The sequence below is a fragment of the Streptomyces griseomycini genome, assembly GCF_014203535.1.
Taxonomy (GTDB): Bacteria; Actinomycetota; Actinomycetes; order Streptomycetales; family Streptomycetaceae; genus Streptomyces; species Streptomyces griseomycini.
Window position 1 is genome coordinate 127,352 of the sequence record NZ_JACHJI010000013.1, and the last position, 14,518, is coordinate 141,869.

Consider the following 14,518-nt stretch of genomic DNA (forward strand, 5'->3'; position numbering starts at 1 on the left):
GTCGAGCAGCGCTCAACGCCCCTCCATATGCCGTTATTTAGCGATCGGCACGCTCAGCTCCGGTCACTCATTCGGACTACACGGCGTCGACGTTTTCGAGAAGACCGCGTGGTCATGACGAAGTTCAGGTCCCGTTGGCCGACGCGCAAGCTCACCATGGTCTGCTGCCGCACGACAACGGCTGTCCCCCGGGAGGACCGGCGCATGGAGCTGCGCACCGTCGAGGAGCTGATGGACCTGCTGTACGCGTGCCGGGGCACCCGGGAGGCACCGGGCCGGGGCGGCGCTCCGGTGGACGCCCACGACCACGCGCTGCGGACCGCCGCGCTGCTGCGCCGCGGCCGGCCCGCGGACAAGGAGCTCCAGGTGGCGGGCCTGGTGCGGCCCGTCGGCCGGCTGCTGTGGCCGGGCGAACCGGCGGGACGCGCCGACCGTGCGGCGGACGCGGTACGGGCCCTGCTCGGCGAGCGGGTCGCCGGTCTGGTCCGCCGCCACCCCCGGAGCGACCTCCCCGCCGACGACGACCTGCTCACCCTGCGCGCGGCGGACGAGGAGGCCCGCACCGTCTGCTTCGACGCCGGGGTCCTGGAGGACTGGCGCACCGTGCTGGAGCTGCTGGCGGCGCGCAACGCGCGGCTGGGCGCGGTCGACTGACGAGCCTCCGGACCGCGTCCGCCGTCGTCACCACTTGCCGGGCGCGTAGTCCTTCAGGAAGACGCCGTACAGGTCCTCGCCCGCCTCGCCGCGCACGATGGGGTCGTAGACGCGGGCCGCGCCGTCGACCAGGTCGAGCGGGGCGTGGAAGCCGGCCTCGGCGAGGCGCAGCTTGTCGAAGTGGGGGCGCTCGTCGGTGATCCAGCCGGTGTCGACCGAGGTCATCAGGATGCGGTCGGTGTCGAACATCTCCTGCGCACTGGTCCGCGTCACCATGTTCATGGCCGCCTTGGCCGCGTTGGTGTTGGGGTGGCCCGCGCCCTTGTAGCCGCGGGCGAACACGCCCTCCATCGCGGAGACGTTGACGACGTAGGCGCGCCCGGCCGACGCCCGGCGCGCGGCCTCGGCCATCGCCGGCCGCAACTTGCTGATCAGGATGAACGGCGCCGTGTAGTTGCACAGCTGGGTCTCCAGCAGCTCCACCGGGGAGATCTGCTCGATGGTCTGCACCCAGGTGTTGGTGTCGACGACGTCGGGGAGCAGGCCGCCCGCGTCGATGGCGGTGCCCTCACGGTGCCGGACCACGCTGGCGTTGCCCGCGACCAGGGCGAGGTCGGCCACCTTCTGCGCGTCGAGTCCGCTGGCGCCGACGGGCAGCGCGGCCAGTCCGTCGACCGCGCCGGAGTTGAAGGCTCCGATGACGTGGTGGGCGGGCAGCTCACCGGCCGGCAGGGGAGCGCTCTCGCCCTCGACGAGCGCGGCGTACGCGGACGGCAGGCGGCGTACGGTCTGGGTGGCGTTGTTGATCAGGATGTCGAGCGGGCCCTGCTCGGCGACCTGGTCGGCCAGCGCGACGGCCTGTGCCGGGTCGCGCAGGTCGATGCCGACGACCTCCAGACGGTGGATCCAGTCCGCGGCGTCGTCCATGGCCTTGAAGCGGCGGATGGCGTCCTTGGGGAAGCGCGTGGTGATCGTGGTGTGGGCGCCGTCGCGCAGCAGCCGCAGCGCGATGTACATGCCGATCTTGGCACGGCCGCCGGTGAGCAGGGCCCGCTTGCCGGTGAGGTCGGTGCGGGCGTCGCGCCGGGCCCGGTTCTCGGCGGCGCACTTCTGGCAGAGCTGGTGGTAGAAGTAGTCGACCTCGACGTAGCGGGTCTTGCAGACGTAGCAGGAGCGCGGGCGCTGGAGTATCCCCGCGATCCGGCCGGGTTCGACCCGGGAGGACGGCAGGATGCCCTCCGTCTCGTCGTCGATGCGCTCGGCGGAGCCGGTGGCGGTGGCCTCGGTGACCGCGCGGTCGTGGGCGGTCTTGGCGGCCCGGCGCTCCTGGCGGCGGCGCTGCTTGACGGAGCGGTAGATGTGCGAGGTGGCCCGGCGGACCAGGATCGCGTCCGGGTGGTCGACGTCGAGCTTGTCGAGTTCCTCGAGCACGCTGAGGCAGACGGCGAGCCGCTCCGGGTCGATGCCGGGCCCGTGTGCCACCGCGTCCGTGGCCCGGGGGCCGTCCTCTGTCACCGTCATCGCCGCTGCCGCTCCTGGTGTGCCGTCCCGGCGCTCCGTTCGCGCCCGCTTTCGAACGGGGGATTTTACGGAGCGCCGGGCCCCGGCACCAAACCCGGGCCGTGCGGCGGTCAGGGATCACAGGCCGCGATCAGCGTCTCCACCTCCTCGGAGACGGCCCGGGCGAGCCGGTCGAGGTCCGGGACCGCCGTGCCGTCGGCGACCAGGCCGTAGTGGACGCGTCCCCGGTAGGTGGAGACGGCGACCGCCAGGGAGTGCCCGGGAGCCAGCGGCGCGAGCGGGAAGACCGCGCCGAGCGGGTCGCCGCCGAGCCTCAGGCCGAAGCCGGGCAGCGGCACGCTGGTGACCAGCACGTCGAACCAGAGGCGGGCGGCCCGGCCGACCAGGGGTCCGCCGAGCCGGTGGCCGAGCGGCGGCACGTGGTCGGCGAGCAGGGCGACCGCGCCCGCGCCGCGGTTCGGTCCCGCGTCCTTGTTGCGGTCCATGGCGGAGCGGACCAGGCCGAGGCGGACGAGCGGGTCGTGCTCGCCGACGGGGAGCCGCATCAAGTAGCCGGAGAGCCGGTTGCCCTGCGGGTGGGCGGTGCGCGGCCGGCGCCGGGACACGGGGATGAGGGCCCGGGGCGCGACGCCCTCGCTGCCGTCGCCGCGTTCGTCGAGCCAGCGGCGCAGGGCGCCGGCGACGACCGCGATCAGGACGTCGTTGACGGTGCCGCCGACGCTCTTGCGGATCCGGTGCACGTCGTCGAGGTCGGCGACCACCCCGGCGGTGCGGCGGGTGCCGCTGGGCCGGCAGGTGAGCGCGGGTGAGGAGCGCACGTCGAGGGTGGAGAGGGCGACGGAGGCGCCGATGTCCAGGGCCCGGCCCGCGTCCGACAGGGCGCCGCGGACGAGCTCGGGCACCCTGCGCACGTCCGGGAGCAGTCCGCGCGGGGGTTCGTCCGGGCGGGGCCGCGGCGTGGGCAGGTCCATGGGATCCATCAGCGCGGCGGCGAGGGTCAGCGCGCGCAGCCCGTCGGCGAGGGCGTGGTGGAACTTGAACAGCACGGCGAAGGAGACGCCGTCCTCCCCCGGCAGCACATGGGCCTCCCACGGCGGCCGGGTGCGCTCCAGCGGGCGCTCCATGAGCCGGCCGGCCGCGGCGTGGAAGTCGGCGGCCGGGGCGTGCAGCCGGACGTGGTCCAGCGGGTCGAAGCGGGGGTCGGGTTCGCGGGCGGCGCCGCCGAAGGCGAGCGACCGGCGCACGGCCGAGGCGAACGGTTCCCGCAGCGCGGAGGCCGGCGGCCGGCCGACGGCCGGCCACGGCCGGGTCAGCGCCCCCAGTGACCGCCGCAGGGCGGGCGGCTGCCACACGTCCCGGATCCGCATGCGCAGGCCGGGCACGGCGGCGGCCCGTGCGGCCAGCAGATCGGCCGCGTGGGCGCCGGCGGCGGGGGAACGGGCCGCGAAGACGCCGAGCGCCGCGAGGTGCATCGGGTGATCGGCGGACTCGATGTTCCAGAACGCCAGATCGAGGGGTGCGAGCAGGTGGTCTGCGTTCAAGGGCTTGCCTCGCATCGACGACGGGACGGACCAGCAGTCAACCGCCCCGGCCGATTACGGTCAAGTACGATCCGGCTACGCATAGTTAATAGCAGATTACGACTGCGCCCCTCCCACCGGGACGGCGGGAGGGGCGGGACTCATGGGACTGACGGGGTCACAGCGTCGCGGTCGGCACCTCCACGGGTGACATACGCCACCCGTACGGGCGCGGGCCGCCGGGGGGGCCGCTCATCGTGCGGTGCCCTCCGCGGCCGGACAGCCCGCGGGCCGCGCCCGGGACGCGTCCCGGATCAGGGCCTCGTGCGCGGCCTTCACCCGGGCCACGTCCGGCTTCACGACGCGCCGGTCGTAGGTGAGCAGACCGTTCAGCTCGCCCTCGACGTCCGCGATCTGGGTGTAGACGGCGCCGTTGCCGCCCCGGCACATCAGCGCGCGCACCTCGTCGAGCTTGGTGAGGTAGTCGTCGGTGTAGGTCGCCGGGTCGACGTCGACGTACGACTGCTGGACCGGCCAGGCGTGTCCGGGCACCGCGAGGCCGAGGCCGCCGTACTCGCCGCTGACCAGGGCGCGCTTCCCGTCCGGCCGGGGCGGGAGGGCCGGGCTGGGATAGCCGTGCTCGTCCATGATGTCGCCGGCGCCCCCGTCGGCGCCGAGGTTGAGCCCCGACTGGTTGTTGACCAGGCGGGTGGGGTCCCAGGCCTTGGCCTGCTCGGCGATCCGGCCGACGTCGTACTGGCCCCAGCCCTCGTTGAAGGTGACCCACATGACGATCGACGGGCTGCTGACGTGCTCGTCGATCATCTGCTTCATCTCGCGCTCGTAGCGGGCGCGGGCCTCGGGGCTCGGGTTCACCCCGGCCGTCATGGACGGCATGTCCTGCCACACCAGGAGCCCCAGCCGGTCGGCCCAGTAGAACCAGCGGTCCGGCTCGACCTTGATGTGCTTGCGCACGGAGTTGAAGCCGAGCTCCTTGTGCATGCGCAGGTCGTACGCGAGGGCCGCGTCGGTGGGCGCGGTGTGCAGGCCGTCCGGCCAGAAGCCCTGGTCGAGGGTGGCCATCAGGAAGACGGGCTCGCCGTTGAGGACCGTGCGCGGCACGCCGTCGATCCGCTCGACGGCGATGGAGCGCATCCCGAAGTAGCTGCCGACGCGGTCGGCGCCGACGGTGACCTTCAGCCGGTACAGGAACGGGTCGTCGGGCGACCACAGGTGCGGGTCCTCGATCTCCAGGGTCAGCGGTCCGCCGGTGCGGCCGGAGGCCTTGGCGACCTCGCGCCGCCCGTCGTACGCGGTGGCCGTGATCGGTACGCCGTCCCGGACGCCCTTCGCCTCCACGGTGAGCCGCTCGCCCGGGACGTCGGGGATCAGCTTGAGCGAGTCGACGTGGTCGCGGGCGACCGGCTCCATCCAGACCGTCTGCCAGATGCCGGAGCTGGGCGTGTACCAGATGCCGCTGGGGTCCAGCCGCTGCTTGCCGAGCGGCGGGTTCTCGCCGTTCGCCGCGTCGGTGGGGTCGTACACGCCGACGATGAGCTCCTGGGTGCGGCCGGGCCTCAGGGCGTCGGTGACGTCGGCGCTGAACTTGTCGTAGCCGCCCTCGTGCGCGGCGACCCTCGTGCCGTTGACGTACACCTCGGAGCGCCAGTCGACGGCGCCGAAGTTCAGCCGCAGCCGCCGGTCGGAGCCGATGCGCCAGTCGCGGGGGACGGTGAAGGTGCGGCGGTACCACATGCGGTCCTCGTGCCGCTGGATCCCGGAGAGCCGGGACTCCACCGGGTAGGGGACGAGGATGCGCTCCTTCAGCGTCTTGCCGACGGGCGGCCGCTCGCCCTCCTCGGCGGCGGCGAACTGCCAGCGGCCGTTGAGGTTGCGCCACTTCTCGCGGGTGAGCTGCGGGCGCGGGTACTCGGGGAGGGCGTTGTCCGGGCCCACCTCGTCGGCCCACCGGGTGCGCAGTTCGTGGGTGGAGCGGTTGGGGCCGCTGCTCAGGAAGGCGTCCACGGGGTCGCCGCCGGCGGCGGTCAGGCCGCCCCGTCCGTCGTAGCGGACGTCGGCGGTGCCGCGGGCGGTGCCGGTCCTGTTGCCCACGACGGGTTCGGCGAGCGTGACGAGCAGCGCCCTGGGGTCGGCCGGGTCCGGCTCCGCCGACTTCAGGGGCCACTCGGCGCCGCCGATCACCGCGTCGATGTGGTCGGTGAGACCGGCCGGGGGCGTGGCGAGCGGCCGGGGGAAGTCGAGCTTCAGGGTGCGCCCGGAGGCGAGGACGGTGGCGGCGAGGGCGCCGTCGTAGTCGAAGCCGTCCGGGAGGCGGAACGCCGACTGCGGAACGGGTTCCTTGGTCCCGCCGGGTTCCGTCCAGCGCAGGTGGAGGTTGGAGCCGCCGTAGTGCTCGAAGTACTCGACCTTGATGTCGTGGGCCCGGCCGGCGGTCAGCTCGATCGGCGCGGCGGTCTGTTCGCGGTCCCAGTCGTCGACCCAGTGGTCGATGGCGAGCCGGCCGTCGACCCACAGGCGGAAGCCGTTGTCGCCGATGATCGAGAAGGTGTGGGCGCCGGTCCTCTCCGGGACGATCTTCCCGGTCCAGCGGACGCTGACGTCGTCCGACCGGCCGGTGGTGACGTTCAGGCGCGGCTCCAGGTTGTCGAAGTCGAGGTGCGGGTCGAAGGCGGTGGTCCTGAGCTCGTGGAAGTCGAAGGCGCCGGGGGCGGACTGGGTGTAGTACTCGCCCTTCAGTCCGTGGATCTCCACCGGGTCGTCCTCCGCCGCGGTCGCCGCCGGACCGGCCGCGGTGAGTCCGGTGACTCCCAGCGCGGCGGCCAGCAGAAGCGTGAAACGGTCTCTGAGTCGTCTGATGCGCACGGATCCTCCGTCGGTGAGGAAGGTGACGGCTCTCGCTGACTGACGTGCGTCCCGTGTTCTGTTGTGTGCGGTGGATGTGCCCGCACAACGTTGTCATGAACAGTACTTGTCATAACAGCACGGATTCCGTCACTCGTCCAGGGACATGACAAAGGCCCCGGTGGTCACGACGACCGCCCGGGGCCCCTCAGCCGTACGGTTACGGCACCCGCTGTCCCTTCCCCAGGGCGATCACCCCGCCCTTGGACACCGTGTACAGCTCCGCGTCCCGTTCCGGGTTGACGCCGATCGTCGCGCCCGGCGGCACCTCGACGTTCTTGTCGAGCACCGCCCCGCGCACCACCGCGCCCCGCCCGACGTGGACGTTGTCGTGCAGCACCGAACCCTGCACCACGGCCCCCGGGTCGACCACCACGCCCGGCGACAGCACCGACCGCGTGACCTGGCCCCGGATCAGACAGCCGGCGCTGATGATGGACTCGCTCGCCATGCCGCCGGCGTTGAAGCGGGCCGGGGAGAGCTGTCCGGAGTGCGTGTAGATGGGCCACTGCCGGTTGTAGAGGTTGAAGGCGGGACGCTCGGCGATCAGGTCCATGTGCGCGTCATAGTACGCGTCCAGCGTGCCCACGTCCCGCCAGTAGCCCTGGTCCCGGCTGGTCTCGCCGGGCACGTGGTTGGCGCTGAAGTCGTACAGCGCGGCCTCGCCCCGGTCGGTGAGCTGGGGCAGGATCGAACCGCCCATGTCGTGCACCGAGTTCCCGTCCTCGGCGTCCCGCTGGAGCGCCTCGACGAGGGCCTTGGTGGTGAAGAGGTAGTTGCCCATGGAGGCGAACACGCACTCGGGGTCGTCGGCGAGTCCGGGCGGGTCGGTGGGCTTCTCCAGGAAGCGCTCCACGGTCTGCCCGTCCGAACCCGGTGTGATCACGCCGAAGGCGGAGGACTCCGAGCGCGGCACCCGGATCCCGGCCACCGTGACCCCGGCGCCGCTCTCGATGTGCTGGGCCAGCATCTGGCGCGGGTCCATGCGGTACACGTGGTCGGCGCCGAACACCGCCACGTACTCCGGCTGTTCGTCGTGGATCAGGTTCAGCGACTGCAGGATCGCGTCGGCGCTGCCCAGGTACCAGCGCGGGCCGAGGCGCTGTTGGGCGGGGACCGGCGTGACGTAGTTGCCGAGCAGGCTGGACATCCGCCAGGTGGTGGTGACGTGCCGGTCCAGCGAGTGCGACTTGTACTGCGTGAGCACGCAGATGCGCAGGATGTCGCCGTTGACGAGGTTGGACAGGACGAAGTCGACCAGGCGGTACGTGCCGCCGAAGGTGACCGCCGGTTTGGCACGGTCCGCCGTGAGGGGCATCAGGCGCTTGCCCTCGCCGCCCGCCAGCACGATTCCCAGGACCGAAGGACCCCCACGACGCATGGCCGCTCCCCTCACGCCGAATTTCCCCAAGACTGCCCCGGACGGGCGGGACTAAGCCTGTTCGAGGATCTCCTCGTAGAGGAGGACCGTGCGCCGGGCCACCGCGTCCCAGCCGAACTCCGCGACCGCGCGTTCCCGCCCCGCCTCGCCCATCCGCCGCGCCGTGGCCGGGTCGCCGAGGACCGAGTCGAGAGCCCGCGCGAGGCCTTCCTCGAAGTCGTCGTCCGCGTCCACGAGCACCCCCGTCGAGCCGTCCGCCACGACCTCCGGGATGCCGCCGACGCGGGAGGCGACCACCGCGGTGCCGCACGCCATGGCCTCCAGGTTGACGATGCCGAGCGGCTCGTACACCGAGGGGCACGCGAACACGGCGGCATGCGTCAGCAGCTGGATCACCTCCGGGCGCGGCAGCATCTGCGGGATCCAGTGCACCCCCTCGCGGACCCGGCTCAGCTCCTCGTACAGCTCGCGGAACTCCCGGTCGATCTCCGGCGTGTCCGGGGCCCCGGCGCACAGCACGACCTGCGCGGCCGGGTCGATGCCGCGCACCGCCCGCAGCAGCTGGGGCACCCCCTTCTGCCGGGTGATCCGGCCGACGAACAGCACGTAGGGGCGGGAGCGGTCCAGGCCGATCCGGTCCAGGGCCCCGGTGCCGGTGTCGGGGCGGTACAGGGCGGTGTCGATGCCGTTGTGCACGACGTGCACCCGGCCCGGGTCGAGGGCCGGGTAGCAGCCGAGGATGTCCTCGCGCATGGCACCGGACACGGCGATCACCGCGTCGGCGGCCTCCACGGCGGTGCGCTCGGCCCAGCTCGACAGGGCGTAGCCGCCGCCGAGCTGCTCGGCCTTCCAGGGGCGCAGCGGCTCCAGGGAGTGGGCGGTCACCACGTGCGGGACGCCGTGCAGCAGCTTGGCGAGGTGGCCGCCGAGGTTGGCGTACCAGGTGTGGGAGTGGACGAGTTCGCGGTCCCGCAGGGCGGCGGCCATGGCGAGGTCCACGGAGAAGGTGCGCAGCGCGTCGTTGGCGCCGTCGAGCGCGGTCCAGGGCCGGTGGCGCAGCACCCCGTCCGCGCGGCCCTCGCCCCAGCAGTGCACCTCCAGGTCCACCAGGGGCCTCAGCTCCCGGGCGAGGAACTCCACGTGGACCCCCGCGCCGCCGTACACGTCCGGGGGGTACTCCCGGGTCAGCAGTCCCACTCGCACCCGTGAACCCCCTGTCTGAGCGGACGTCCCCCTCATGGTCACCCAGACGGGGCGCGTGGGGAAGAGCGGGGCGGTCGCGGGAAGCAGCAGTCGCCGCAGACGCCCCCGCCGGGGACCCGGTAGTACAGGCAGCAGCTGCGGCGCCGGAACGCGGTGCCGGTGAGGGTCCCGGCGCCGGCGAGCAGGGGGTGCGTAAGGAGTTCGGCGGCCAGGCCGACGGCCCGGGCGCCGACGTCCGTACGGCCGTGGCCGCGTCCCCAGCGGTCCAGTTCCCGGGCGGCGCCCGCGAGCGCGGAGGCGGCGTTGCCGCGCAGCAGACCGGGCGCGAGGCGGTGGCGGGAGCGCAGGGCGACGGCGAGGGGCTCGAGGTGGCCGTGCAGCACCAGGTCCGCGATCGTCGTGGCGTCCGCCCCGCGCGGCCGCACCTCGGTCAGCCACAGGTCGTCGGGGGCGCTGCCGTCGGGGTCCCAGCGCAGCAGGCCCGGAGCGAGGTCCGGGACCGAGCCGTGGAGTGCGGCGCAGCCGAGCGCGACCGACCAGAGGCGGGCGGCGAGTCCCTGCTGGGCGACGGATGCCGCGACCCGCGCCTCGGGGGTGCGCAGGGCGTGGGCGACCCTGCGGACACGGGCGTCCAGGGGGTCGTCGTGAACATCCGGGCGCACCGGGCCGTATGCCTGTGCGAGGGTGGGCAGGGGCCGGTCGGCTGTCCCGGCCGCGCGCAGGACGAAGAATCCGCCGAGCGGGCGGAGAGCGGCGAGACGGGGGTCGAGACGAGGGTCGAGGTCCACGAAGTGCAGTAGTACCAAGTCCCCTAGGGGAAGCCATCAGGGGCCCGCCGCCTCGGCGCACCCACCCTGGGGATGACGGGGCCGTCGCCGTACTCCATCGGCAGTAGGACTCATTGAGTGCTCAGGGACGACGACGGGAACAGCCCGGGACGGCATCGTGTTGGTCATGAAAGCCGACCGATCGCCGCGCCGGGCCCCGGGCTCCGGCCCCACGCAGAGGAGCAGCCGATGAGCGCCCTCGCGTTGTCCGTGCTGCTGTCGTTCGTGTCCGCCGTGGCGTACGCCGGCGGGGCGATCGTGCAGGAGCAGGTCGCGGTGTCCTCACCCGGTGCGCAGCAGTACGCACCGCTGCGCAGGCCGGGCTGGTGGGCGGCGGTCGCGCTCAACGGCCTCGGCGGGCTGCTGCACGTGGTGGCGCTGGCCTACGGCCCGCTGAGCCTCGTTCAGCCGCTGGGCGCCCTGACCATCGTGTTCGCGCTGCCCATGGCCGCGCTGTTCGTCGGCCGCAGGGCCGGGGCGACCGCGTGGCGCGGCGCCGTCATGGCGACCGTGGGTCTCGCCGGCCTGCTCTCCCTGGTCGGCGCGTCCGACGCGCAGTCGCTGGACACCGCCCAGCGGGTGGCCGCGGCGCTGGCCACGGCCGCCGCGGTGGTGGCGCTGATGATCGCGGCGCGGGCCGTGCACCGGCATCCCGCGGTGCGCAGCATCCTGCTGGCCGTCGCGTCCGGCATCGCGTTCGGCATGTCCTCCGTCTTCACGAAGACCGTCGCGGTCGACTGGACCGGCGGGATCTCGGCGGCGGACCTGCCGTCCCTGGCGGTGATCGGCGTCCTGGCCACGGCCGGCATGCTCCTGTCCCAGGCCTCCTACCGGGGTGCCGGACTCGCGGCGCCGCTGGCGACGCTGACGGTGGTGAACCCGGTGGTGGCGGCGGCGGTCGGCATCACGATGTTCGGCGAGACCTTCCGCCACGGCACGGCGGGCACGGTGCTCGCGCTGGGCTGTGGCGTGGTCGCGGCCGGCGGGCTGATCCTGCTGACGACGGAACGGCTGGCGCGCGAGCAGCGGCGGACGGCGGCCGTGCCGGACGGGGGCACCCCGTCCGGCACGGCCGCTCCCGCCTTCGTACCGCCCTCCGTGCCCGAGGCGGTCCCCGCCGCCCGGCCCGTGCCGGCCGCGGAGCCGGAGGACGACCCCGCCGAGCGGCTGCTGGCCGGCCTCGAACTCCCCGAGGACGTGCGCGTACCGCTCCCGGTGCCCTCCCCCGGGACGCCGGACGGGACGGAGCCCGTCCCGGTGCCGCTGGTGTCGTACGGGCCCTTCTACGGCGGTCCGTACGTGCCGGTGCCGGTGGTGGACCGGCACCGGACGGGCGTCAGATCCTGACGCCGCCCGCCCGCAGGTAGGCGACCGGGTCGACGTCCGAGCCGAAACCGGGCCCCGTCCGCACCTCGAAGTGCAGGTGCGGGCCCGAACTGTTGCCGGTCGAACCGGAGCGGCCGATGCGCTGGCCCGCGACGACCGACTGGCCGTCCTTCACGGAGATCGCCGACAGGTGCGCGTACTGGCTGTAGCGGCCGTCGGCGTGCCGGACGACCACCTGGTAGCCGAACGAGCCCTCCCAGCCCGCGCTGACGACGCGGCCCGCCGCGACCGACTTCACGGACGTGCCGGTGGGCACGGGGAAGTCGATCCCGGTGTGGTAGCCCTTCGACCAGGCGGACCCGGCCTTGTGGTACGGCGTGCCGAGGGCGGCGCTGACCGGGGCGACCAGGGTGCCGCCGGTCTTGTCCGCGCGGTCGGCGCGGTCCTCGGTGCGCTGTGAAGCGGTCTTCTTCTCCGGCGACTTGGCCGACGGCTCGGCCGGCGACCCGGCCCGCTTCGACGGCTTCTGCGGTGCCTCGGACGGCTTCCGGGCCGGTGCCTTCGCCGCCGTGTCCGACGGTTCGGGCAGGGCGAGCCGCTGGCCGGGCACGATGAGGTCGGGGTCGGCGCCGATGGTCGAGCGGTTGGCCTCGTACAGGCCCCGCCAGCCGTTCCGGACCCGTTCGTCCGCCGCGATGCCGGAGAGCGTGTCGCCGCGGATCACGGTGTACATCTCGGCGCGGCCCGCGCGGGACTGGGGTGTGGTGTGCGGCTTCACGTCCTCGACGGAGGGCCGGCCGGTCTTCCTGCCGTCGGCCTTCTTCCGGTCGGTCTTCCTGCCGTCGGCCTTCTTGCCCTCCCCGCCGGACTTGTCGGCCGCCGGCCGGATGTCGGGGGTGTCGCCGCCCCGCGTCAGTCCGGCCCGTCCCGAGCACACCGGCCAGGCGCCGGGCCCCTGCCCGTCGAGGACCTTCTCCGCGACGGCGATCTGCTGGTCCTTCGTGGCGAGGTCCGCGCGCGGCGCGTACCGGGTGCCGCCGAACGCCTCCCACGTGGACTGGGTGAACTGCAGCCCGCCGTAGAAGCCGTTGCCCGTGTTGATGTCCCAGTCGTTGCTGGATTCGCACGCGGCGACCTTGTCCCAGGTCTCCACGTCGGCGGCCTGGGCGGCGCCGGTCCCCATCAGCGGGAGCGCCATTCCGGCACCGCCCGCGGTGACGGTGAGTGAGGCGCGGTTGATCCTGTTCGGCTGGTACCGGCGGTGCCGGCCGCGCACGGCCATGGAATCCCCCTCGACAACGCGTCAGGAGGGGCAAAAGTAAGCGTTGCGAACTGTCCGGGACAAGAGGCGTATCGGCCGCACGGTTGCGCCAAGTGGCCGGTAACTTTCCCTCAGTTGCGCCTCGTCTGCCGCGCCGTGCACCGTGCGCGCGGGCGAGTGCGTCCCTCCGCGGGCGTGCGGCCGCGTGCGCGGACTGAGTGCGTCGGGGGCTCGTGCGCGTATGTGCCTGCGCGGAGTCGTACGACCCGCGCGTGCGGACGGAAGTGCGGGGCGTCAGGATGGTCGGTGGCAGGGCTGACGGGCACCGACCGGCAGCACCGACGCCCCGGCAGTACCGGTACCAAGGTCACTAGGAGCCAACCCTATGAGCAGTTCAGCGCAGATCGGCGTCACGGGGCTCGCGGTCATGGGCCGCAACCTCGCGCGCAACTTCGCCCGCAACGGCTACACGGTCGCGGTGCACAACCGGACGGCGGCGCGCACGCACGCGCTGGTGGAGGAGTTCGGGAACGAGGGCGACTTCGTGGCGGCCGAGACGGCCAAGGAGTTCGTGGCGGCGCTGGAGCGGCCGCGGCGGCTGGTCGTCATGGTGAAGGCCGGTGAGCCGACGGACGCCGTGATCGAGGAGTTCGCCCCGCTGCTGGAGCCCGGCGACATGATCATCGACGGCGGCAACGCCCATTTCGCCGACACCCGGCGCCGGGAGCGCGAGCTGCGCGAGAAGGGGATCCACTTCGTCGGTATGGGTGTCTCCGGAGGTGAGGAGGGGGCGCTGCACGGGCCGAGCATCATGCCGGGCGGGCCGAAGGAGTCGTACGACTCGCTCGGCCCGATGCTGGAGAAGATCTCCGCCAAGGCGGCCGACGGCGCGCCCTGCGTCACCCACGTCGGCCCCGACGGCGCCGGACACTTCGTGAAGATGGTCCACAACGGCATCGAGTACGCCGACATGCAGCTGATCGGTGAGGCGTACCAGCTGCTGCGCGACGTCGCCGGGTACTCCCCCGCGCAGATCGCGGAGATCTTCCGCACCTGGAACACCGGCCGGCTGGACTCGTACCTGATCGAGATCACGGCCGAGGTGCTCTCCCACGTGGACGCGGCCACGGGCAAGCCGTTCGTGGACGTGGTGGTGGACCAGGCGGAGCAGAAGGGCACGGGCCGCTGGACCGTGCAGATCGCGCTCGACCTGGGCGTGCCGGTGTCCGGCATCGCCGAGGCCGTCTTCGCGCGCTCCCTCTCCGGCCACGCGGCGCTGCGCGAGGCCTCGCGCGGCCTGGCCGGTCCGAAGGCCGCGCCGCTGGGCGAGGCGGAGGCGGCGGCGTTCGCCGACCGGGTGGAGCAGGCGCTGTACGCGTCGAAGATCGTGTCGTACACGCAGGGCTTCCACGAGATCGCCGCGGGCAGCGAGGAGTACGGCTGGGACATCGACCTCGGCGCGGTCTCCGCGATCTGGCGCGGCGGCTGCATCATCCGGGCGGCCTTCCTGGACCGCATCCGCGCCGCCTACGACGCGCGGCCCGACCTGCCGAGCCTGCTGTCCGACGAGACGTTCGCGCGGGAGATCGCCGACGCGCAGGACGACTGGCGCGAGGTGCTGATCGCCGCGACCCGCCAGGGCGTGCCCACCCCCGGTTTCGCCGCGGCCCTCGCCTACTACGACGCCCTGCGCGCGGAGCGCCTGCCGGCCGCGCTCACCCAGGGCCAGCGGGACTACTTCGGCGCGCACACCTACCGGCGCACCGACCGCGAGGGCTCGTTCCACACGCTGTGGGGCGGGGACCGGTCGGAGGTGACCGCGTGACGGACCGCGGTGGGGTGCGCTGAGCGGCGCACCGCACGGTGCAGGACGAAGGGCGGTGGACGGCCCCGGCGGTCGTCC

10 protein-coding genes are annotated in these 14,518 nt (G+C 73.4%); 3 read left to right on the top strand and 7 right to left on the bottom strand.

Annotated features, from left to right (window positions below; genetic code table 11):
* Positions 1 to 204 precede the first annotated feature (204 nt).
* On the top strand, positions 205 to 654 hold the full coding sequence (locus FHS37_RS29955) for a hypothetical protein (RefSeq protein WP_184827043.1): 450 nt from the start codon (positions 205 to 207) through the stop codon (positions 652 to 654).
* A gap of 27 nt (positions 655 to 681) precedes the next feature.
* On the opposite strand, the gene FHS37_RS29960 is transcribed toward FHS37_RS29955, so the two are convergent.
* The 6 genes from FHS37_RS29960 to FHS37_RS29985 form a co-directional block, all read right to left on the bottom strand.
* Complete coding sequence (locus tag FHS37_RS29960) at positions 682 to 2,175, bottom strand: SDR family NAD(P)-dependent oxidoreductase (RefSeq protein WP_184826940.1); 1,494 nt, start codon at positions 2,173 to 2,175, stop codon at positions 682 to 684.
* Positions 2,176 to 2,285: 110 nt separating this feature from the next.
* Entirely contained in the window at positions 2,286 to 3,716 is a 1,431-nt protein-coding gene (locus FHS37_RS29965) for a wax ester/triacylglycerol synthase family O-acyltransferase (RefSeq protein ID WP_184826942.1), read from the bottom strand.
* A 231-nt stretch (positions 3,717 to 3,947) separates the two neighbouring features.
* A complete protein-coding gene (locus FHS37_RS29970) occupies positions 3,948 to 6,578 on the bottom strand; it encodes a PA14 domain-containing protein (RefSeq protein ID WP_184826944.1) in 2,631 nt (876 codons plus the stop codon).
* A 199-nt stretch (positions 6,579 to 6,777) separates the two neighbouring features.
* Positions 6,778 to 7,998 carry a glucose-1-phosphate adenylyltransferase gene (gene glgC / locus FHS37_RS29975; protein ID WP_184826946.1) on the bottom strand — a complete coding sequence of 407 codons (1,221 nt, stop codon included), beginning with the start codon at positions 7,996 to 7,998 and terminating at the stop codon, positions 6,778 to 6,780.
* A 51-nt stretch (positions 7,999 to 8,049) separates the two neighbouring features.
* A complete protein-coding gene (gene glgA, locus FHS37_RS29980) occupies positions 8,050 to 9,201 on the bottom strand; it encodes a glycogen synthase (protein ID WP_184826948.1) in 1,152 nt (383 codons plus the stop codon).
* Positions 9,202 to 9,239: 38 nt separating this feature from the next.
* The gene (locus FHS37_RS29985; protein ID WP_184826950.1) at positions 9,240 to 10,007 is read right to left on the bottom strand and encodes a (2Fe-2S)-binding protein; all 768 of its coding nucleotides are present in this window, start codon (positions 10,005 to 10,007) and stop codon (positions 9,240 to 9,242) included.
* 210 nt (positions 10,008 to 10,217) lie between these two features.
* Between FHS37_RS29985 and FHS37_RS29990 the strand changes: the two genes are divergently transcribed.
* Positions 10,218 to 11,375: a DMT family transporter gene (locus FHS37_RS29990; RefSeq protein WP_184826952.1), complete on the top strand. Its 1,158-nt coding sequence runs from the start codon at positions 10,218 to 10,220 to the stop codon at positions 11,373 to 11,375.
* On the opposite strand, the gene FHS37_RS29995 is transcribed toward FHS37_RS29990, so the two are convergent.
* Entirely contained in the window at positions 11,365 to 12,636 is a 1,272-nt protein-coding gene (locus tag FHS37_RS29995) for a transglycosylase family protein (protein ID WP_184826954.1), read from the bottom strand. The two genes, FHS37_RS29990 and FHS37_RS29995, sit on opposite strands and share 11 nt — an antisense overlap.
* Before the next feature lie 364 nt (positions 12,637 to 13,000).
* Here FHS37_RS29995 and gnd point away from each other — a divergent pair, with 364 nt between their 5' ends.
* Entirely contained in the window at positions 13,001 to 14,440 is a 1,440-nt protein-coding gene (gene gnd, locus FHS37_RS30000) for an NADP-dependent phosphogluconate dehydrogenase (protein WP_184826955.1), read from the top strand.
* The last annotated feature ends 78 nt before the right edge of the window (positions 14,441 to 14,518 follow it).